The 20760-nt window shown below is 57.2% G+C and carries 16 protein-coding genes and 3 tRNA genes; 7 read left to right on the plus strand and 12 right to left on the minus strand.

Annotation, left to right across the window (positions count from 1 at the left end):
- Nucleotides 1–10: 10 nt before the first annotated feature.
- The 10 genes from tssA to AC4PCC_RS18535 form a co-directional block, all read right to left on the minus strand.
- Entirely contained in the window at nt 11–1030 is a 1020-nt protein-coding gene (gene tssA / locus AC4PCC_RS18490; RefSeq protein WP_492125496.1) for a type VI secretion system protein TssA, read from the minus strand.
- A gap of 16 nt (nt 1031–1046) precedes the next feature.
- Entirely contained in the window at nt 1047–1757 is a 711-nt protein-coding gene (gene tagF / locus AC4PCC_RS18495) for a type VI secretion system-associated protein TagF (RefSeq protein WP_067703818.1), read from the minus strand.
- Nucleotides 1758–1773: 16 nt separating this feature from the next.
- On the minus strand, nt 1774–5391 hold the full coding sequence (gene tssM / locus AC4PCC_RS18500; protein ID WP_492125497.1) for a type VI secretion system membrane subunit TssM: 3618 nt from the start codon (nt 5389–5391) through the stop codon (nt 1774–1776).
- 3 nt (nt 5392–5394) lie between these two features.
- A complete protein-coding gene (locus AC4PCC_RS18505) occupies nt 5395–6633 on the minus strand; it encodes a DotU family type VI secretion system protein (RefSeq protein WP_492125498.1) in 1239 nt (412 codons plus the stop codon).
- Between the two features lie 17 nt (nt 6634–6650).
- A complete protein-coding gene (gene tssK / locus AC4PCC_RS18510) occupies nt 6651–7994 on the minus strand; it encodes a type VI secretion system baseplate subunit TssK (protein ID WP_492125499.1) in 1344 nt (447 codons plus the stop codon).
- A 25-nt stretch (nt 7995–8019) separates the two neighbouring features.
- Nucleotides 8020–8526: a type VI secretion system lipoprotein TssJ gene (tssJ, locus tag AC4PCC_RS18515; RefSeq protein ID WP_492125500.1), complete on the minus strand. Its 507-nt coding sequence runs from the start codon at nt 8524–8526 to the stop codon at nt 8020–8022.
- A gap of 24 nt (nt 8527–8550) precedes the next feature.
- On the minus strand, nt 8551–9048 hold the full coding sequence (locus AC4PCC_RS18520; protein WP_067704611.1) for a hypothetical protein: 498 nt from the start codon (nt 9046–9048) through the stop codon (nt 8551–8553).
- An 879-nt stretch (nt 9049–9927) separates the two neighbouring features.
- Entirely contained in the window at nt 9928–10608 is a 681-nt protein-coding gene (gene yjjG / locus AC4PCC_RS18525) for a pyrimidine 5'-nucleotidase (protein ID WP_492125501.1), read from the minus strand.
- Nucleotides 10609–10654: 46 nt separating this feature from the next.
- Complete coding sequence (rimI, locus tag AC4PCC_RS18530) at nt 10655–11095, minus strand: ribosomal protein S18-alanine N-acetyltransferase (protein ID WP_492125502.1); 441 nt, start codon at nt 11093–11095, stop codon at nt 10655–10657.
- Nucleotides 11058–11477: a DNA polymerase III subunit psi gene (locus tag AC4PCC_RS18535; protein WP_492127567.1), complete on the minus strand. Its 420-nt coding sequence runs from the start codon at nt 11475–11477 to the stop codon at nt 11058–11060. Before AC4PCC_RS18535 ends, rimI begins: the two co-directional genes overlap by 38 nt.
- Before the next feature lie 131 nt (nt 11478–11608).
- Here AC4PCC_RS18535 and rsmC point away from each other — a divergent pair, with 131 nt between their 5' ends.
- The 4 genes from rsmC (at nt 11609) to AC4PCC_RS18555 (ending at nt 13156) form a co-directional block, all read left to right on the plus strand.
- On the plus strand, nt 11609–12643 hold the full coding sequence (gene rsmC / locus AC4PCC_RS18540) for a 16S rRNA (guanine(1207)-N(2))-methyltransferase RsmC (RefSeq protein ID WP_492125503.1): 1035 nt from the start codon (nt 11609–11611) through the stop codon (nt 12641–12643).
- A 184-nt stretch (nt 12644–12827) separates the two neighbouring features.
- Nucleotides 12828–12914: transfer RNA gene (locus tag AC4PCC_RS18545), tRNA-Leu, on the plus strand.
- Between the two features lie 31 nt (nt 12915–12945).
- Nucleotides 12946–13032, plus strand: a tRNA-Leu gene (locus AC4PCC_RS18550).
- A gap of 37 nt (nt 13033–13069) precedes the next feature.
- Nucleotides 13070–13156 (plus strand) — tRNA-Leu (locus AC4PCC_RS18555).
- A 42-nt stretch (nt 13157–13198) separates the two neighbouring features.
- On the opposite strand, the gene AC4PCC_RS18560 is transcribed toward AC4PCC_RS18555, so the two are convergent.
- Nucleotides 13199–13483, minus strand: coding sequence for a DUF1435 domain-containing protein (locus AC4PCC_RS18560; protein ID WP_492125504.1), 285 nt, complete (start codon nt 13481–13483; stop codon nt 13199–13201).
- 264 nt (nt 13484–13747) lie between these two features.
- Here AC4PCC_RS18560 and AC4PCC_RS18565 point away from each other — a divergent pair, with 264 nt between their 5' ends.
- The gene (locus AC4PCC_RS18565; RefSeq protein ID WP_492125505.1) at nt 13748–14848 is read left to right on the plus strand and encodes a GGDEF domain-containing protein; all 1101 of its coding nucleotides are present in this window, start codon (nt 13748–13750) and stop codon (nt 14846–14848) included.
- A gap of 499 nt (nt 14849–15347) precedes the next feature.
- Nucleotides 15348–16142, plus strand: coding sequence for a siderophore-iron reductase FhuF (gene fhuF, locus AC4PCC_RS18570; protein WP_492125506.1), 795 nt, complete (start codon nt 15348–15350; stop codon nt 16140–16142).
- A 2375-nt stretch (nt 16143–18517) separates the two neighbouring features.
- On the opposite strand, the gene AC4PCC_RS18575 is transcribed toward fhuF, so the two are convergent.
- Nucleotides 18518–19750: an MFS transporter gene (locus AC4PCC_RS18575; protein WP_492125507.1), complete on the minus strand. Its 1233-nt coding sequence runs from the start codon at nt 19748–19750 to the stop codon at nt 18518–18520.
- A gap of 324 nt (nt 19751–20074) precedes the next feature.
- Between AC4PCC_RS18575 and AC4PCC_RS18580 the strand changes: the two genes are divergently transcribed.
- Nucleotides 20075–20725 (plus strand): DUF2946 domain-containing protein, encoded by a 651-nt coding sequence (locus AC4PCC_RS18580; protein ID WP_492125508.1) that lies wholly within the window; start codon nt 20075–20077, stop codon nt 20723–20725.
- Nucleotides 20726–20760: the final 35 nt, after the last annotated feature.

Genomic DNA, 20760 nt, shown 5'->3' on the forward strand with positions numbered 1-20760 from the left:
AACGGGCGACTTAGCCGTCGCGGCGTCCGAAAATATTTTCCAGCTGATGGACGCCGTCGGGCGCCAGATCGCGAATGATGTCCATAAAGTCCATCTCGATCATCCGCTGTACGCGGTCGATCATCAGCGGAGCCGGATGACTGGGCTCGTGCTGAACAAAGTACTGCTTCACTTTTTCCAGCATCAGCTGCGCATCGGCCCGTGAACCCGGCTGTGCGCTGCGCCAGTCGGTGTGGCCGCTGACCGCTTTCACTTCCGGTGCTCCAGATACGGGCGGGGTCTCGCCTGGCGCGGATGCGGCAGGGATAAGCGTTGAGAGGTCGGTCACCTCGCAGGCCTGCGCCACGGTTGAGACCGTTTTTATTAGCTGCTCCATCTCGGGAACGCCGGTTTCACCCAGGTGCTGCACCAGGGTTTGGCGAATGGTTTGTAAACGCTCACTTATCTTAATAATGGCGTCCACGCCGGGTTGTCCACCCCGCGCCAGCTCGTCGATCAGCCGCGCGCGACCGCCGGGGTAGTCGGGACATTCGGTTTTGCTGCCGTCGAGCAGCGCACAGGCGTCGCGCAGGGAGATTTCATCGGAGGCGCTGCGCAGAAGCGGTGCCTGACGCAGAGCGCTAGTAAGTGCTGACTTATCTCCTAACGCCGCCAGCGCGTTGATGCGGTAGAAAGGATCGCGTTCGCCGTCCTCCTCCAGCACCGGCCACAGCGGCTCCCACCAGGCCACCAGCGATCTTTCGATCAGCGCCAGGCCACTGGCGTAGCCGGTCAGGCCTTTTAGCTGGGTCCAGGCGCGGGTCAGCGCCAGCATAATGCGCAGATCCTTGCTGCGGGTCAGCAGGTCGCTGGCCAGCCGCTCAACCCGGTTCCAGTCTGCCGGTTCGGCAGGAATAATGGTGTCGCCAAACTGCTGTTCCGCTTTGCCCGCACTGGCCTGGTCCATCGCCATAAAGTCGGCATCATATTCCAGGTTCTCACCGCAGGGCTGGTCGCTGCTGACCGGGGTAAGTAGCGCGTCGATATTCATAGTGCTCCCTTGCTCATTACTCAAACATCGGCGGATAAAGGCCGTGGCGTCCCGGTCGGGCACCTGCCGCCGGGTCAAACAGCATCGAAAATAGCTGGCCGGTAAAGTTGCCGCTGTGCACCTGGGTGTAGAGCGGGTAGCCATCGGTCTGGTTGGTCCACCAGAAGCTGGTGTACTGCTGCGGATCAAAGCAATCCGATACCTGCCGCCAGCTCAGGGTGGTGGGCCGTTCGGCGTAGCCAATCACGTCCAGAATGTCGGACTGTTCCTCTTCCGTCGGCAGCGGCGGCGCGGGGATGGCCAGCAGCGAGCGGTCGAGCTGTTCAGCCGAATAGCCATTGCGCACCGCATGAAGCAGCGCGCGCCCCAGCTGCTGATACCATTCGCCGGCCATCGCCAGCTGTGACGGTGACCAGCTCTGCGGCGAAAAGGTTAGCAGCGCGCAGACCGGATACTGGCGGCCCACGCTGTCGCAGGCTGGAAGCAGGCAGCCCATCTGCACCAGCTGGCTACCCAGCATCGGCGGCACGACAAAGTTCCACACCGGCGCGCTACTGAACTTACGTTCGCCCTCGGGCCGCTGCTCTTCGTTTTTCTGCCAGTTAAGCAGTCCCACCTGGAACCAGTTGGTCCACTGTTGCCAGATGGCATCGGGGAAGCGGCGTTTTAAGAAGTCTCCGGCACTGGGCAATTTCCCGTACCAGCCAATCGCAGGTGTCTGGCTCATCATCATTTCCTGACGGTTAGGGGCATGAGAACCCGGGAAGCTGAAACGGGTTGCGAATACTGTTGGGGGTGAATTCCAGCGTAATATGGTGACCATTGACGTTGAAAGCGGCCTGTTTGCTAAGGCTGCTGCCGCCGCCTGACCGCTCGGCGCGGTCAAAGAAGCGGTTTAGCGCCCAGGCACCGTTGGTGACCAGCGTGGCGGTGGTGCCGTCGGCCAGGCCGAGCTGCATTCTTACCTGGCTGGTGCCGCCCGGCCCTGGCCAGCTCATCAGCTGGACCGCCTGCGGCCCGTGGCTGTAGCGCAGCTGCTGGCCGTCGACATCCAGCGTCATGGTCAGAATATCGTTGTCCATCCGCACCGTGCGCACGGTCACGCGGAATGACGGCGTGGTCGCGCCGTTAGCAAAGAAGGCGTCGCGAATGCTCTGCGCCTGCTGGAAAGGCCGCAGCACCCCTTCGCCCCCCGGCAGCGTTTTACCATCAATGCCCGGGGTGAAGCGCCAGGCCGCCTGGGTGGTATCGACCTTGTTCGCCAGGTTATCGCGGAAGAAGCTGTCCATCAGCCCGGTGCCCGGCGCAAACATCCGTGCCAGATCGTCCGGCGTCACTTCTGAACGCCCCGACCGCGACAGGGGATAGCGCCCGGCAATCGCCTGGCGGCAGAAGCTGCCCACCTCAACGTTAATGCGCTTGCGCACGTTGTCGAGGTCGCGGCGCTGGGTGTCGCTGCTGGCGCCGACGGCCATGCTGGTAAACATATTTTGCAGCGATCCTGGCAGGCGACCGGCGCTGGCCTGCAGATGGCTGATGGCATCACCGGAGGGCGGCGGCATGCCGCTGTTTGCCGCATCCTGCACCGCCGTCAGGTAGCGATAGAGGTCGTCGATCTGCTTCAGGAAGTCGTCAAAGGCGATGGTTTTACCGCCTTTCTCCAGCGGCTGTGCCAGCTCTATAACGGGTGCGAAGTGAGCAGTTACTGACTGCTCAGGCGTTTGCTGCTGCTGGCTTGCGGCTGTGGATTGCTCGCGCGAACGGAACAGCGCATCCAGCGTGTTGCGGGCGGTGCTGCCCTTGTCCTCGCCCGCCTGGGCTTTGTCATCGGCCGGGGCGGCTTTCTCCAGCATCAGGTAGTGGCTGAGGTTGATCACCAGCTTACGCAGCGGCGAATTGTTGCCGGAGAGCACCCGCGCGGCGTTGATGCGCTGCGAGAGGTCAGCGCTGTTGTTCAGCTGGATATCCTGTAGCAGCCCATCCCACTGCCGCATATAGTCGGCCATATAGAGCTGACGGACCGCGAGGTCGGTCTGCGCTTTGGTTTCTCCCTGTACCTGACCACCCAGCACCCACTGGTCGTCGTCGTGCAGTGCCGCCGTCACGCTGTCGATATTTTTATCGAAGCTGTTCCAGTAGCCCTCCGGCGTATACAGACCGGGTATGCCCTCGCTGACCGCCTTACCGCTTTTCCGCGACAGCACCAGCTCGCTTTGCGGACCGCCCAGCGAGGCCAGCGATACCGATGGCAGACCGTCGCTTTTTTCCAGCAGGCGCCGGAGTCGTCCATAGACGCGCTGCGACAGCGGCATCTGATTAATCAGCGCCTGCTCGCGCTTTACCAGTGCATCGTCCCGCGCATAGGGCGAGGCCTGTATCTGCGTCTCCAGCAGCTGCGACAGATGCCAGCCAAGCTGTTTGATCTGCTCGCGCGTGACGTTCTGCGGCTGGTTACGCTGGATATTCAGCATCACCCAGGCATGCAGGAATTTGCCATCGTAGTGCTTCGGCTGGTAGAGCATCTGGTAGGCTTTCAGCGCCTCGTAGCTGTAGTCGGCATCGCTGCCGTTGTCGTTACGCAGCCAGGTGGTGATCATCTGCGCGACCTGAGGTAGCAGCAGCTGCTGGAGCGATTTCTGATAGAGCGCCTGGGTCGCATCGCTGACCTCAACGCCGCGATACAGCCCCATTCGCCGGGTGATCGGCGGATGATTCAGATCGAAGGATTCGCTGTCCGGCAGGTGCAGCACGCCGTTCAGGAACGGCAGCAGCGCGTAGAGGTCAGTCAAATCGCCGGCCTGGAGGTTTTTGCTCTGCGCCACCACCTTCGGCACCTTCGCGTTCACCTCTTTCAGATAGGCTTTATTGTTGCTAAAGCTGGTTGCCCACAGCAGACCGGCAATCACCAGCGCGGCCACCAGCAGCAGATAGCCCGACCAGAGTACTGCCCGGTTACGCAGCTCCCACCAGCGGTTGCTGCCCGCCAGCCCGGCTTCCTGGAAAATGACGTTTTGCAGCAGGTCTTTCAGGAAGAAGCTCTGCCCTTTGTTCGCCGGGATAGGAGACTCTTTGTTGACGTTATCCCAGGCACCGCTGGTGCCCGCGTCCTCCTGCGGTAGCTGGAGCGCGCGGTTAAGCTCACCCATTACCCGGTCAAACGGCAGCCCTTCCTGGGTGCCGCTGGCAAAGTAGATGCCGCGCGGTGAAAACTGCGTTTCAAAATTGGAGCGGGCAAATACCGTTTCCAGATACTCAAACAGCAGCGGGCGCAGGGCGGCAAACTCCTGCGGGAACAGATAGCTTTCGGCGCGGGCTTTACCATCGCTCTCCTGTAGCAGCCTGTCCGGCAGTCCGGCATCCAGACGCTGTTGCAGCAGGGCATACTCCTGGGTGCAGGCGCCGGCCAGGTCAAAGTCGGCGTGTTTTGAATGCTCCCACGGGAAGGTAAAGCCCCAGACCTGGTCACGCTGCGCCTTATCCAAGTTGCCAAAATAGGCGCGAAAGCCCTTCAGCAGGTCGGTTTTGGTGACCATCACATAGACCGGGAAGCGAATCCCCAGCTGTTCATGCAGCTCCGTCAGCCGCTGGCGCAGAGAGAGCGCCTGCTGCCGGGTCGCCTCTGCCGACTGCGTCAGCAGATCGGCAACGCTGACGGTGACAATCACCCCGTTGATCGGCTGACGTCCGCGGTATTTACGCAGCAGCCCGATGAAATTGTTCCATTCGCCCGCGTCCTGCTGCTGCTCGCTCTCCTGGGTGGTGTAGCGGCCTGCCGTATCCAGCAGCACGGCATCGTTGGTAAACCACCAGTCGCAGTTACGCGTGCCGCCAATGCCGCGCAGCGCCGCTTTACCGAAGCGATCCGCCAGCGGGAATTGCAGCCCTGAATTGACCAGCGCGGTGGTTTTCCCCGCGCCGGGTGCGCCAATGATCACATACCAGGGGAGCTGATAGAGATACTGGCGGCTAAAGCGCTGGGTCCAGCGGCGGTTGCTGCTGCGGCTGAAATGCGCCTTTTTCAGCATCTCCGAGGCTTCAGAGAAGCGCTCGGCCAGCACCCGATCCTCACTGGTCAGACGCTGACGGTTGGGGTCATTCTCGTCGCCGGGGGTGGTTTTCAGGCTGCCCATCAGCTTGCGGTTCAGCCAGGCGTTGTACAGGCGCGGCACCAGATTGCTCAGGCCCCAGGCGATATACAGCAGTGCAATACTGATCTGTCGGTTAACTTCCGGCTCCAGCGGCCTGGAGTCGACGATGGAAAACACCGGACCAATCACCCAGATGATGAAGGAGAGCGCGGTGATACCGATAAATCCCCACATCAGCCGGTTGGTCATGATGGCAAAAAGAATATTCAGCATCCGTTAATTTCCTTGCTGCAAACCGTTCATTTCTGCCCGGGTGTTATCGGGTGAAACCAACAGCGTGATGTCCACCCGGCGATTGCGCGCGCGGTTCTCCGCGCTGGTGTTCGGCACCAGCGGGTTGCTTTCGCCACGCCCTTCCGCCTTCACGCGCTGCGGCTGGGTCAGATGCTGTTGCAGTCGCGTCTGCACCGACTGCGCCCGCGTCAGAGAAAGCTCATAGTTAGAGGCGAAGCGCGCGCTGCGGATAGGCACGTTATCGCTGTACCCCACCACCAGGATCCGGCCATTGACGTTATTCATCGCCTGAGCAATGCGATCCAGCACCGCTTCATAGCGCCCGCGCACGGCGGTGGAGCCCGAGGTGAACAGCCCGTCGCCCTTGAGGGTAACCACGCTGCGATCGGCTTCATCCTTCACCGCAACCAGTCCCTGCTCCACCTCCGGACGCAGAAACGCCTTCAGATTCAGGGATGCAGGCGGCGGCGGGGCCGGATTTTGAATGGTGACTTCCGGCAGCGGCGTCTGATAGACCGCCGCCAGCACCGGGCTGGTGGCATCGCCCAGCCGCCAGTTCAGCAGGATGTAGAACAGGCAGGCCAGAAAGCCGACCAGCGCACAGCAGGCCCAGAGCGGCACCACCGGACGCCAGAGCTTCCGGGTAACCGGATGGTCTTCGGGGTGCGGTGAGAGCGGCGGTGCATAGCCGCCGCGTACCGAGCGGATCATCTGGAGCAGGCGCTGCTTGATGGTTTCCAGCTGCGAGCGGCCATTATCCAGCACCCGGTAGCGCCCCTCGAAGCCCAGCTGCAGGCAGTAGTTGATCAGCTCCAGCAGCGCAATCTGCTCGCGCGGATTTTGTGAGAGCCTGGCCAGCAGCTGGAAGAACTTCTCGCCGCCCCAGGTTTCATTGTGGAATGTGACCAGTAATCCCTGCCCCGGCCACACGCCGCGGCTTCCCCACGGGGTAAGCGCGGCGGCCTCATCCAGCGCGGTGCACAGGCAGTAGCGCGCGCCGATAATCACTTCATAGGGTAAGCTGGCGCGCTGGCAGTTCATTTCAAACTGGCGCATCTCATCGATCAGCCGCTGGCGCAGCCCGGCGGGGTCAGCATGCGTGACCGAGTGCCGTATTTGTGGGATAGCGTTAAGCAGCCCGTTAGCCGCCGCCACCAGCGGATTATTACTGCTCGCGCCTGAAAAGAGATCGTTCTGCGCGGTAGCCTGTCGTTCGTGCATGATTGTTGCTCCCTGCGTCAGGCTGACTGACTACGAATGGCCCAGAACTCCATCGCCAGTCCGGGAAAATCACCGGCCAGATGAAGCGCAAAGGTGCCGGACTTTTCCATCTCCTGCCACAGCTCGCTGCCTTTCTCTAACTCAAAGTAGCTGTAGCCTGCATGCCAGGGGATTTGCGGCGGCGCGACGGGCATAGCACGCAGCACCATACCCGGCAGCTGAAGCTGCACCAGATCGCGTATTTTGGTCACCGGTGCCACCTTCATCTGCGCCGGAAAATGGGTCTGCAACGCTTCGCCCGGCACGTTGGCGCGCACGGCGAGCACAAAACCAAAATCGCGCACCATGGCGGCATCCGGTACGGTCGCCACGTTCAGGCCGTGGGAGCGTTCGGTAAGCGGCAGCTGGATGGCGTTCTCTTCCATCACCAGCGACAGCCCCTGGCGCAGCATCAGCATCAGCTTGCTAAAGGACCAGGCCAGATCGTCATGGTTGTAGACCGGCAGGGCGGCATCCGGCGATCGCTGCGGCGTGTAGGTGGTCAGTTCACTGGCAAAGGCCAGCCAGGTGGAAAAGAGCTGTTCCGGGTGCAGCAGCGGCAGGTTTTTCAGATGGCTGACGTGGCCGACATGATGATTCACCAGCGCCAGCAGCATAAAGTCGACCATCTCAGCCGTGTTAAAACGGCCAGGCTGTTGCAGCCGCTGGCCTATCTGCTGGCTGCGCTGCTCTAACAGACCCAGCATATCGCTCAGGTAGTCGAACAGCTGCTGATGGGCAATGCAGTTGAGCATCGGCGGGATGTAGCTGCTGTCGAGCCGCACCTGGTTGTCACTGCGCTTTTCCAGTACGCGAAACACCGCCATGGCGGTCCATTCGGCGGTCAGCTCGCTTTCGAGCATCAGCCGCAGGCGAAGCTGACCAAACTGTACCGTGGCCGACCCTACCGACAGGGCGTTGAAGTCATCCACCTCCTGCTCGAAACTGACGTAGCGGGCCAGCGAGTCTGCCGCTTCGCTGAAGATCACCTCTTCACGGCCGTTGCGCCGGGCAGGCAGTGCCAGCACCACTTTTTCTGCACTCTGATTATCACTGATTGCCAGCGGCGGCGGGCCGTTGCGTCCGTCGCGAAAAGAGAAGAAGGTGCCGTCCGGCAGCAGCCCGCTGGCGGAGCCCAGCGCAATTTTGCCCTGACGCAGCATGGCTTCATCGATCTCAAAATCAAGAAATCCCCACAGATAAGGCCGCTGGGTCAGTGACCAGTTGCGCAGGGTGCTTTGCTGATAGCTTTCTGACTGCTGGAAATGATGCGGGCGCAGAAACATGCCCTCGGTCCAGACCACTTTTTCGATTTTATTCATAATGGCTTCCGTTATCAGTCAATGCTTATTCGCTGACGGCGCGCAGCCCGCTTACGTCTGCAATGATGTCGGCCTTCAGTTCGTCTGACGAGGACTGCCAGAATTTGTACGCGCTGCCGCTGCCGGGCGTAGGTAGCGGTAGTGAGATCCGCCACTTTTTACCGTCCAGCGACTGGTACTCGCCCAGAATGCCGATATAGCGCGCGTCTGACGTGCTCTGCCCGCTGATTTTTTTATTGAGTTGTCCCGGCATCAGGAAGAACTGCTCGCTGTTAAGCAGGTTATTACCCAGCAGGGCGGGCGCATTGTTTTGCAGCGAATAGAAATCGGCAGACATAAAATCGGCGTCCGATTTCAGCAGCATGACGCGGACTTTAAGCGGCGCGCGGTCATTGATCTGCGGATTAGCCCGAAAAAGCAGGCTGTATTGAGAAGGTTCGCTGTGTGAAGAGGAGGAGCAGCCCGCTATGACGCTTAGCGCCATCAGGAAAAACGCCTGGAGGACCAGGCGAAAAAATACCATTCTGTTCATAATGATGCGGCCATTAGCGCGTTATCAGTCGATGATCCAGGTTCCGCCATTGCTGTTCTGGCAGGCCTTGCTGTCGCCAGCGACGGCCACACAGGTCTTTTTAGCGGGGGCGCGAGCGCGTTTGCGACGGGAATCGGCCTTTACGGTTTTATCGTAGAGATCGCTTTTTACCACGGCGCGTAACGGCACATAGCCAATCAGCTGCTCCTGACCCTGTTCGGCAAGGGCAAACCAGTTGTTTTCCACCGTACCCAGCACGGTGTAAGGCTTGCCGTTATCGAGATAGCTCACCAGCTTGCCGCCAAAGTCCGGACGCGTCATCACCGAGGCGTTATACAGCGCGCGGTACTCTTCGTTAACCGGGGTAAAGGTGGCTGGCGGCTGCACAGCGTGTCGGTAGGTCAGCTTTACGCCGTCAACGGTGCTTGAAACGAGGGTGTCGTCCGTCAGGGGCGGCGGTGGAGCCTTACATCCTGCAACGGTCAAAATAAACAGCAGACTTAACGCGATTCGAATTTTCACCATGATCCTCATGAAGTTTAGATAATAAAAGGCGGAGTCCAGTCTGGCGCTTCGCCATCAACAGAATTAAGGGGGTATGTCCGCGGCAGCGACGCAGAAGCACGCCGCTGGCGAGCTGAGAAAGCACGTTTCACAGCCCGATAAAAAATACTTACCAATGTAAACTACAGATAAAGGGGCAGAAGGCCGGGAAAACGGAGGAGGCAGTACCGTTTCCATTCCAGCTCCTTACCCTTTTTTTGGGAAAAAACCAGCTAAAACGACAATAATGCGTACGTTGTACCCATTCCAATTACTGAAACGCGCAATAATATTAAGTGATAATAACCTTAATGAAACTTATCACATTTTAAAAACATTATATTCCCAACCAGGCGTACAAATAACCCAATCGCTTAATTGTAGTTAAATCAATAAGTTTTCTGCTTAATTCTGGCATAGCTACCGCACGAGCCTGCGCGTTCAGTCGCGACTCTTAACTAAAGAATTATTTGATTTAAGAATTTTCGGCAAGTTTACAGCGTCTTTGCATTTATTCAACATTGAAGTCTCACGGTGCGTGAGTTAAGAAATACTTAAGTGTTAAAAATAAGTTAAATTTTCTAAGACTGGACCTGAAAAGGCAGAGAATTCTTAAACAAAAGTGCTTGAAAAGAATTTTTTAGATTAAATTATCTAAATTTTCGCTATTTTTAATTACCAATACGTATATATGGATACCCCAAAAGGAGTATGAGAGAGGGGGAATGAGATGGGATAAAAAAAAGAGACTGGCGTCTACAGGATAAAGTATCGAAATGTCGTTTTAAATGCGGATTAAGCAGAGCTTAATCCCGCATAAAGCCCTACTTTATGTATGAAAAAGGTAAAAAAGTAAACTTAAGCATTTAGAAACACTTCCAGTTCGCGTAGCGTTTTCACCTCCAGGGTCGGTACAATTTCTGCTGGCAAGGGACGCTGGTGGGCATTCAGCCAGCAGGTTGCCAGGCCCGAGTTGATCCCTCCCAGAATATCGGAGTCAGGATTGTCTCCCACCATCATCACCCGCTCACGGGCCGGGTCCCCCATCTGGCTGAGCGCATAATCAAAGATGCCCGGATGAGGTTTGGCATAGCCCACCTGCTCCGATACCACCAGCAGATCGAAGGTGTTCAGCATGCCATTATGCGTAAGCCTGATCTCCTGTAGCGCAGTAAAACCGTTGGTGATAATCCCCAGTTTCACCCTGCCGCGCAGGCTGTTAAGCAGGCTGACTGCGCCCTCCAGCGGTACGCAGATTTCGGCCATCGCACGCAGAAACCCGCTGTTTAAATCGTGCGGAGTCACCTTAAGCCTGTCGGCCCAGCTCTGGAATCGCCGATGCTGAAGCTGGATCGCGTTGATGGCGCCATTCTGGTAATCCACCCACAGTGGCTGATTGACGGCCTGGTATTCGCTGTAGTCGTCGGCGCTAAAGGCAACGCCATACTGCCGAAAAAGGTGCGTTAATCCTGCCCGGGCGTCAAAGTGAAACAGCGTGTCGTCAGCGTCAAATAAGATCCAGTCCCAGTCTTTCAACATCGTGATAAATCCTTAAGAGGTAATATGTGGCAGGTACGCAGTGGCGCTAAATTGTCAGCGCCATAATAATCGCATCTTCTTTGCCGTCGGCCGTGGGGTAATAGTTGCGGCGCACCGAGACTTCATTGAAGTCCAGTGAAGCATAGAGGGCAAGGGCCGGGCGATTGGATGCGCGAACTTCCAGCCACAGGGTCTGAATTCCCCGCGACTCCAGTTCAGCGATCGCATGCTGGAGCAATTCGCGCCCCAGGCCCCGACGCTGAAAATCGGGATCGACCGCCAGGTTGAACAGCGTCGCCTCGTCCAGCACCACCTGGATAATGGCAAAGGCGGCCATCTGCCCTGCCACATCCAGCCGGAAATTCAGATAGCGTTCGCCCTGATTGGCGATAAAGGTTTTTTCGCTCCAGGGAAAGGCATGGGCGCGCTGCTCAATAATAAAAGCCCGCTCAAGATCGGTCGGGGTCAATAAAGAAATCTGATTCATAGTGTGAGATCTGCTGCCACAGGGCGCGTTTTGCACCGGCGTTATCGTAAAGCTCCGCAAGCGCGGGCGAAGCAATATGTGAACCTTCCCAGGCTGCTGGCGCATCCAGCCCAAGAGACCAGCTAACGCAGCGGGTATCATCGGGCAGCATGGCACTCTGGTCGGGCGTAAGCACAACCACTTCATGTTCGTGCATCATCATCGCCCTGAGTACGTCGCTAATCAGCGGGTCGGTCAGCGGCGGAGGGACGGCGGCCACGATCAGCAGGCGCGTTTCCTGTCTGACAGAGACGGCTACCTCACCATGCAGGGCGCGCGGACGCCGCAGCGTATACTGCGTTATGCCCATTTGCTGTAATAACCAGTCACGTCTGGAAGACATCATTTTTCCCGTCTGGTCGCCCGATTGCGTCGCTATGCTAACAAACCCTCCGGGCTGCGCCAATAAACCTCTCTCCCCTTCTTGCCTGAAATTTGCGTATAATCGCCACTCTGATTCGTAAGGAGCCACCGATGTCTGCATTTACCCCGGCCAGTGAAGTGATACTGCGCCACAGTGATGAATTTTCTCAACGCCGCGTACTCTTTGCTGGCGATCTGCAGGATGACCTGCCCGCCCAACTGGATACCGCGCTGAGCCGGGTACATACCCAACAGTATCATCACTGGCAGATCCTTAGCCGTGTGCTGGGGGAAGAGGCCCGCTACGGCCTGGTGGCAACGCCCGAGTCGGCCGCAGAGTGCGATACGCTGGTGTACTTCTGGCCAAAAAGTAAGCCCGAGGCGCTGTTCCAGCTGACTAATTTACTGTCGCTGATGCCCGTCGGCAGCGAGCTGTTTGTGGTTGGTGAGAACCGCAGCGGCGTGCGCAGCGCGGAGCAAATGGTCGAAGCGTGGGTCACGCTTAACAAGATTGACAGCGCCCGCCGCTGCGGTCTCTATCATGGACGGATTGACGCCGTGCCTGCGTTTGATGCCGATGCGTGGTGGGAAGAGTATCCCCTTGGGCATCTGACGGTGAAAACGCTGCCGGGCGTGTTCAGCCGCGACGGTCTGGATGCGGGAAGCAATCTGCTGCTTTCCACGCTAAAACCGCACACCAAAGGTAAGGTACTGGATGTTGGCTGTGGCGCGGGCGTACTGTCCGCCATGCTGGCCAGCTTCTCACCGAAAGTCCGCCTGACGCTGACCGACGTGAATGCCGCCGCCGTGGAGGCCAGCCGGGCAACGCTGGTGGCTAACGGTCTGGAAGGCGAGGTCTTTGCCAGTAACGTCTACTCCGACGTCGCTGGCCGTTTTGACATGATCATCTCCAACCCACCGTTTCATGATGGCATGCAAACCAGTCTGGATGCAGCCCAGACGCTGATCCGCGGTGCGGCAAAGCATCTCAACATGGGCGGCGAGCTGCGTATTGTCGCTAATGCGTTTCTGCCTTACCCGGCGGTGCTGGATGAGATTTTCGGCAGCCATGAGGTTCTGGTACAGAACGGTCGCTTTAAGGTCTACCGTGCCGTGCTGTCGCGTCCCAGCAAGGCCAAACGCTAATAGCCTGAAGACTGGCGCCCCACCCTGCCCGCAAAGCGGCAAGTTGCTGATACGCAACAGGCCCGCAGGCAGGGAATTTTTCAGGTAAATGCCGCAGGGGACTCAAATAACTGTTGACGTCCCCTGGAAAATCTCTAGAATGCGCCTCCGTGGTTGCAATACAGCATTGTTGTATTGCGGGTATGCGAAGGTGGCGGAATTGGTAGACGCGCTAGCTTCAGGTGTTAGTGTCTTAACGGACGTGAGGGTTCAAGTCCCTCTCTTCGCACCAACAACCACGATATTCATAGAACACACAATGCGCGAAGGTGGCGGAATTGGTAGACGCGCTAGCTTCAGGTGTTAGTGTCTTAACGGACGTGAGGGTTCAAGTCCCTCTCTTCGCACCAGTGTGGTGATATGAATAGAAACAAATTCAACAAAGATGCGAAGGTGGCGGAATTGGTAGACGCGCTAGCTTCAGGTGTTAGTGTCTTAACGGACGTGAGGGTTCAAGTCCCTCTCTTCGCACCACGTTGAATCTGTTTTCCCCTCCTTTTATTCTTCCCCATTGCATTACATCAGCCCGAAATTAAGCGAAATTGCCGCCATTCCACCCGCCAGCGCCAGACATGAAGGCAGCAGCAGGTAGTGACGCAGGCGTTTGTGAAAAAGCATCACGACGGTCGACAGCAGCGCGATGACCACCACTATCCGCCACCCGGAAAATGTCAGATTCATCAGTGCAATCAGCGGCATCAACGCACAGGGAAGCAATACGCCCCACGCACTATCCAGCCGTTTCCCCAGCAGTAAACTCATCCCCCAAAGCCCGCATGCCGCAATCATCGCTATTACCATGGTCGTAACCCGCACCGTTATAAATGATAATGATAACCAATATCATATAAGAACTCTTATCACTTTGCAGCAAGAATTACATCTGTCGTGCGCTAAACTTCACCGTCGCGGGTGACAGTCATCACACAGCATGTTAAATTAACGCGATATTAATATTAAGATAATTAAAATAGTCACGCCCACAAACTATTCCAGCATCGAAATAATCCGTCAATTTCGGTTAACGACGTTTGTTATTTCAAAGCAGTCATGAGTAGAAAAATAATGAAATTACAAAGCTATGATGAATTGCTTCACAGCAGGCATCGACTGTCGCTGATGCTATTTCTTTTTCTAAACACAGCAACCTCTCTCTTTTTTTTATGCAGCAATGAGAAAAGTATGCCCCTGGCACTGACGCTACCCACCGTTATCATCGCGGCGATCGGTCCAGTTATATTGCTCTGGATGATATTAAAGCCCTCAGGCAAATTTCCGATATTAAATATGGTGGCATTAATTACGGGGTTGCTCTGGACGTGGCAAATTGTCCTTAAGTATTCATTAGTGTTTTATTTTGACGGCAGTTTTTTAGTTATAAGCCTGGTGGGGGTGTTTTTTATCAGCACCATTACGCTCGGCGATCACCTCCTGGCATTTTGTCTGCACACCGGCCCCGCTTCGCTGGCTATTTTGGTGCTGGATCATGGCCAGCATACGCTGCTGATCCTGTTTACCATTGCCCTGCCGCTGATTGGTTTTACCCTGCACCACCTGATGCAGCGCCGGGGTGACCGCTTTACCCGTCGTCTGATGCATCAGCTGTACGTAGAGAAAGAGACCTACAGCGATCTGAGTATGCTTGACCCGCTAACCGGCCTGTATAATCGCCGTGGTCTGAAAAACCGGCTGGAGGTGATCCTTGAAAACCATGCGGGCAGCCACTACGTGCTGCTGCTGGATATTGACCATTTCAAGGCTTACAACGATAACTACGGCCACGCCATGGGCGATCAGGCGCTGGCGCGGGTTTCCGTAGCAATCCGTGATGCGGTACGGTCACGCGATATCGTGACCCGCTTCGGTGGCGAAGAGTTCCTGGTGTTACTGACTAACGTGAACGAATCCATTGCGATGAAGCTTTCCGATCGCATCCGCCAGTACGTGCTGGATCTGGAGATCCCTCACAGATTTAACGAGCAGGTCGCCACCCACGTGACCCTCAGCGCCGGTTTCGCCCCGCTTTTTGAAAATGATTTTGACGGCGCGCTGGCGAATGCTGACCGTGCGCTCTATCTGGCCAAAAATAGCGGACGCAATACGATCCTCTCCTATGAGGATGTTGGCCGAAGCACCCTTTCGCAGCCTGCCGATGCTCTGCAATAACGCAAATGGCCCGACATTCGGGCCAATACATTATTCATGTTTTAAACCTAAAAATTAATTCTCACCCCAGGCTCAATCGACTCTCTGCATCATTTCACCTGTGATAATAAACAACAATACAGGCCTGAAGATTAAGAATCCGCAGGTGGAAATTCTTTTCTGCCGTTGAGCAAAATCGGTTCACACTTTCGCGTTTTACCCCGAAAAAGTGCATCGTTATTTCCCATAAGGGAAATTACCTTTACATATCTCATTATTTACCCATGAATTATTCTTTACCAACAATGCGGTGGATTCTCATTTAACGTCTTTTATTACCCTTATATTAATAAGGATAAAGAGTTATTATTTGCGTTTAATCACTTACAAAAAGTGTTCCCTTTGCACTCTGAGTGCCGCTGGCCTGGCGGCAGAAAAATGATGCTTGTTTGTCCGTTTTTGCTCAGATACAATCAATAACGATTATCATTCGTAGTCAAGAAATCTTAAAGGACAGGTCATGGCCCCTGGTATTCGTCAGGCAGCTGAGCGGGTTTCCTTACCGCCTATCTTTTTACAGAGCAACCAGCCGCTGGCGGTATCGTTGCGCGCGCTGTTTAGCGAGCATCGGGATTATGTTCTGGATACCGTAAGGCTGGGAGAGACGCCACCCGCTACCAGCATGACGCTTGCGCACTGGTCTGAGCCTGACAATTTTGCCCACCTGAATCAAATTTACGGCGACTTTATTTACCGTGAGCATCCCGATCTGGCGCGCGAAAACAAGCCGCTGCAATCCCTTTGGGCGCAGTGGTATTTCGGACTGATCCTGCCGCCGATGGTGATGGCGCTGCTGCTTGAAGACCGCGCCCTCGACTGTTCGCCAGCCTATTGCCATGTTGCCTTCCATGAAACCGGTCGCCCGGCCACATTTTGGTTTGACGTGCACGAAGACCGGGATGCGCGTCACCTCAGCCCGCGCCGTCGCCTGGACAGGCTGGTGCAGCGCCACCTGCTGCCGGTGGTTGCAGGGATTGAGCGACACGGTAATATTAATGGCAAGCTTATCTGGAGTAATACCGGCTTTTCGCTTTACCGCTGTCTGGATGAGTTAACGCCGATGCTGGGCGAAAAACTGCGTACTGAACTGGAGCACGCCATGTTTTTCAGCAAGAGTCTGCTCGACGGTTCCGATAATCCTTTCTACCGGACGATGCTGCCGCGCGAGGGTGAGATGCAGCGCCGCACCTGCTGTCAGCGCTACCGGCTTCCGGACGTTCAGCGCTGTGGAAACTGCACGCTAAAATCCGTCTGAGCCCACGCCGGCATGCCTTCGGCGTATGCGCGTGACGACGGTCCCCGCAGGGCATTGCACCCGGCCCCCGCAACAACAGTAATCGTCACAGATGCCAATCTGGGGTGGTTCTTAAGGTCAAAACCTGCTCCGGTGACACAGTTATGTTGTTAGCAGGAAGGTCAAAACCGGCTCCGGCGACAGGGCTATGTTGCGGGTCAGAACGCCGGGACGCCGTAAATCCTTCCCTGGAGGCTTCACTGCCGCATCCCTGCGGCAGAGACCCGGCTTATCTGCTCCGCAACACCGCCTTCTGGCTGCGGCGTGGGCTGCTGGTACTCTGGCAGTGGCTAAGGTCAAAACCCGCCCGGTGACACAGTTATGTTGTTAGCAGGAAGGTCAAAACCCGCTGCGGTGACAGGGCTATGTTGCGGGTCAGAACGCCGGGACGCCGTAAATCCTTCCCTGGAGGCTTCACTGCCGCATCCCTGCGGCAGAGACCCGGCTTATCTGCTCCGCAACACCGCCTTCTGGCTGCGGCGTGGGCTGCTGGTACTCTGGCCGTGGCGAACGTCAAAACCTGATCCGATCACGACGGCCTTATCTGCCGAATATTTTGTAGGCCCGAGCCGGACGTGGAGAGGTTTTTTGCAGCGACTGTATAGCCAGCGGCCAGGCGGGGACCGTTGGCTTAGCGGACCGTCGAGCGCAGGGATGCGCGAGCCGAGCCCACACGGACGTGCCTGCGGCGTGTCCGCGTGACGACGGTCCCCGCAGGGCTTTGCACCGTATCACCGCAACAACAGCAAACATCACAAATGCCAGCAGGTCAAAACCCGCTGCGGTGACAGGGCTATGTTGCGGGTCAGAACGCCGGGGCGCCGTAAACCCATCCCTGGGGGCTTCACTGCCGCATCCCTGCGGCAGAGACCCGGCTTATCTGCTCCGCAACACCGCCTTCTGGCCGCTGAGTAGCCTGCCAGTGTTCTGCCACTGAGCGATCTCAGAACCTACGTCAGGGGCATGCTTATGTAATGGGCCGTCAGCTCAGAGCTCGCGTCGGGTTGCAGCGTGCAATATGGCTCCCCCTTTGGTCGGTACATGATTAGTTGAAGATAATTACGGGACCCAAAATTCGGCGTGGGAACGCTTTTAACAGCGACGACGAAGCCCGAGGCCAGGCGGGGACCGTTGGCTGAGCGGACCGTTGAGCGCAGGGATGCGCGAGCCGAGCCCACACGGACGTGCCTGCGGCGTGTCCGCGTGACAACGGTTCCCGCAGGGCTTTGCACCGCATCACCGCTATAACAGCAAACGTCACAAAGTCAGGCACAACGTGAAGAGCTTTTTAACAGCGACGACGTAGCCAGCGGCCAGGCGGGGACCGTTGGCTGAGCGGACCGTCGAGCGCAGGGATGCGCGAGCCGAGCCCACACGGACGTGCTTGCGGCGTGTCCGCGTGACAACGGTCCCCGCAGGGCTTTGCACCCGGCCCCGCAACAACAGTAAACATCACAGATGCCAGTCACAGTTCCCAATCTGGGGTGGATCTTAAGGTCAAAATCCGCTCCGGTGATCAGGCTATGTTGCGGGTCAGAACGCCGGGGCGCCGTAAACCCATCCCTGGGGGCTTCACTGCCGCATCCCTGCGGCAGAGACCCGGCTTATCTGCTCCGCAACACCGCCTTCTGGCCGCTGAGTGGCCTGTTAGTATTCTGGCACTGAGCGATCTAATAACCTACGTCAGGGGCACTGACTTTACGGCTATCAAGGTCAAACCCGCATCAGATGCAGCGTGCAATATGGCTCCTCCTTTGGTCGGTACATGATTAGTTGAAGATAATTACGGGGCCCAAAATTCGGCGTGGGAACGTTTTTAACAGCGACGACGAAGCCCGAGGCCAGGCGGGGACCGTTGGCTGAGCGGACCGTCGAGCGCAGGGATGCGCGAGCCGAGCCCACACGGACGTGCCTGCGGCGTGTCCGCGTGACAACGGTTCCCGCAGGGCTTTGCACCGCATCACCGCTATAACAGCAAACGTCACAAAGTCAGGCACAACGTGAAGAGCTTTTTAACAGCGACGACGTAGCCTGAGGCCAGGCGGGGACCGTTGGCTGAGCGGACCGTCGAGCGCAGGGATGCGCGAGCCGAGCCCACACGGACGTGCTTGCGGCGTGTCCGCGTGACAACGGTCCCCGCAGGGCTTTGCACCCAGCCCCGCAACAACAGTAAACGTCACAGGTGCCTAATCCATAAGGGCAATACACACTCCGGTGCCAGGGCTTTGCACCTGGCCCCTGCAACAACAGTAAACGTTACAGGAGCCAGCCAGCTGTAGCACTAAACAGAACCGCTCACCTTCACGCTGTTTGGAACAGCGAATCAGTGCGAACAGCTATTTCAAACGATTATCCGTATGTGCATCGGGGGCGGCGGAAATCTCAATGCCGCGCGTTTCCCGACCAAAGGAGACCAGGATGCAGATCAGTACCGCAACGATGCCCGCCACAATAGCCATCGCCAGACCGTAATTATTGCCGTGCGCCTCGGCCACGGATGACTGCAACGTGGCATTGACCGAGGCAACAAGGTTCCCCAGTTGGTAAACAAAACCCGGCAGCACCGCACGGGTATTGGCCGGCACCAGCTCGGTGAGCCAGCCGGGTACCACGCCCCAGGCACCCTGCACCATAAACTGCATCAGGAATGCGCCCAGCCCTATCATCACCGAACCGGTTGAAAACGCCCACAGCGGCAGAACCGGCAGCGCCAGAAAAGCCGCAATCATAATCGCTTTCTTACGGCCTATTTTTTCCGACAGCGTGCCAAAAAAGACCCCACCCATCATGGCGGCGATGTTATAGCAAATCGCAATGATACTGACGGTGTGCGGATCAAAACCGTGCTGCACCTTCAGAAACGTCGGGTAAAGATCCTGAGTGCCGTGGCTGAAAAAGTTAAAGCAGGCCATCAGCAGCACCAGATAGACACACAGCTTCCAGTGGCTGCGCAGCACCGGTAGCAGGGCGACGCTCTCTTTGCGAGCTCTCGCCGCCAGCCACACCGGCGATTCCGGCACTTTAAAATAGATAAACGGCAGCAGCAGGATCGGTAGCGCCCCAATCAGGAACATTCCCCGCCAGCCAACCAGCGTATAGCACAGGCCAAAGACCACCGAGGCCAGCAGATAACCGCAGGGGTAGCCTGCCTGGAAAATACCGGACATCATCCCACGCGAACGATCGGGAATGGTCTCCATCGCCAGCGATGAAGCAACGCCCCAGATACCGCCCATGGCAACCCCATAAATCACCCGAAACAGCAGGAACGCACCGAGCGAGGGCGACCAGGCTGACAGAAGTTCAAACAGGGAGAACATGACGATATTGACCATCAAAATGGGTCGTCGGCCATACTTTTCCGCCAGTCGGCCAAACAGTAGCGCCCCTATGGGCCGCACCGCCAGCGTCAGCATAATGGAAAGGGATACGGTAGGAATGCCGGTGTGGAAATTTGCAGCAATATCACTCAGTACGAAGACCAGTATAAAAAAGTCGAACGCATCCAGCGTCCAGCTCGCAAAGCTGGCGAACGCCACATTGCGCTGGGTCGAAGTCCAGTTGAACATAGGGGTATCCTGTCTGTCAGCAGTTGGCGTCCCGGTAGTGGGTCGGTGAGATGTTAACTATTTGTTTATAGCATGTGACAACCCACACTATCTGCGTCATTTGTCAGTCTTCGCTTCTGCATGTAAAAAAATGTTTCTGTTCGCGTTATAAAGTGGATCACAGGCTACGGAGTCCTGATAAGTCCGATCGTCCCACCCATCCCGGCCAGACAGGCCATCCCGCCATGAAGCCCTGCACGAAAGGGAAAGAATGTTAATCACTCTCACAGGCATTATTTTTTGCTACACTGCACCGCATTAATTACTGCCAGGAGTCTCAACGGCTTGTCGCTGATTCAGATGCATCAGGCCCCCAGCCGCCTTGCCGCCTGGCTGGCCCTGATTGCGCTACTGCTGCTGTTTATTGCCCCGGTGATCTCTAAATCACTGGCGGGTTCTCCTGCCGGACAGATAAGGGAGATGCTCCCCGAACATGACGCGGCCGCCAGGGCGTCGATGACGGATATGCCCGACATGACAGCAGATGACGCGCAGCATCAGGCAATGGCCGATATGCCCGACATGACAGCAGGCGACGCGCGGCATCAGCCAATGCCCGACATGACAGCAGATGACGCGCGACATCAGGCAATGGCCGATATGCCCGGCATGACAGCAGGCGACGCGCGGCATCAGCCAATGGCCGATATGCCCGCCAGCGATTGCCCCGGCATAGAGGGGGATAACGCAGCGGTACACACTGCCGGAGAAAAAGCGCACCACGCCAGAGGAGTGATGAATGACAGCGCCTGCGGCTACTGCGTACTACTGGCGCACCTGCCGCTGGACCTCACCAGTTTACCTCCGCTGTGGTCGGCTCTTCAGGCCGCCCGCGCACCCACGGTCGCGCTCTTCCAGCCGATTTTTCCACGCGCTGCCGCCTCTTTTTTCCATCCACGCGCCCCGCCGCGATCGCTCCGTTTGTTGAGCGAATAACTAAGTCACCGCGCCTGCCCTAACCCGGCGGGCCT

This window comes from Erwinia sp. L03-1, from assembly GCF_058686115.1.

Bases quoted from the DNA above. Each gene is read 5' to 3' on its own strand.
- tssA (WP_492125496.1), bottom strand. From the start codon at position 1,030: ATGAATATCGACGCGCTACTTACCCCGGTCAGCAGCGACCAGCCCTGC.
- tagF (WP_067703818.1), bottom strand. From the start codon at position 1,757: ATGAGCCAGACACCTGCGATTGGCTGGTACGGGAAATTGCCCAGTGCC.
- tssM (WP_492125497.1), bottom strand. From the start codon at position 5,391: ATGCTGAATATTCTTTTTGCCATCATGACCAACCGGCTGATGTGGGGA.
- AC4PCC_RS18505 (WP_492125498.1), bottom strand. From the start codon at position 6,633: ATGCACGAACGACAGGCTACCGCGCAGAACGATCTCTTTTCAGGCGCG.
- tssK (WP_492125499.1), bottom strand. From the start codon at position 7,994: ATGAATAAAATCGAAAAAGTGGTCTGGACCGAGGGCATGTTTCTGCGC.
- tssJ (WP_492125500.1), bottom strand. From the start codon at position 8,526: ATGAACAGAATGGTATTTTTTCGCCTGGTCCTCCAGGCGTTTTTCCTG.
- yjjG (WP_492125501.1), bottom strand. From the start codon at position 10,608: ATGTTGAAAGACTGGGACTGGATCTTATTTGACGCTGACGACACGCTG.
- rimI (WP_492125502.1), bottom strand. From the start codon at position 11,095: ATGAATCAGATTTCTTTATTGACCCCGACCGATCTTGAGCGGGCTTTT.
- AC4PCC_RS18535 (WP_492127567.1), bottom strand. From the start codon at position 11,477: ATGTCTTCCAGACGTGACTGGTTATTACAGCAAATGGGCATAACGCAG.
- rsmC (WP_492125503.1), top strand. From the start codon at position 11,609: ATGTCTGCATTTACCCCGGCCAGTGAAGTGATACTGCGCCACAGTGAT.
- AC4PCC_RS18560 (WP_492125504.1), bottom strand. From the start codon at position 13,483: ATGGTAATAGCGATGATTGCGGCATGCGGGCTTTGGGGGATGAGTTTA.
- AC4PCC_RS18565 (WP_492125505.1), top strand. From the start codon at position 13,748: ATGAAATTACAAAGCTATGATGAATTGCTTCACAGCAGGCATCGACTG.
- fhuF (WP_492125506.1), top strand. From the start codon at position 15,348: ATGGCCCCTGGTATTCGTCAGGCAGCTGAGCGGGTTTCCTTACCGCCT.
- AC4PCC_RS18575 (WP_492125507.1), bottom strand. From the start codon at position 19,750: ATGTTCAACTGGACTTCGACCCAGCGCAATGTGGCGTTCGCCAGCTTT.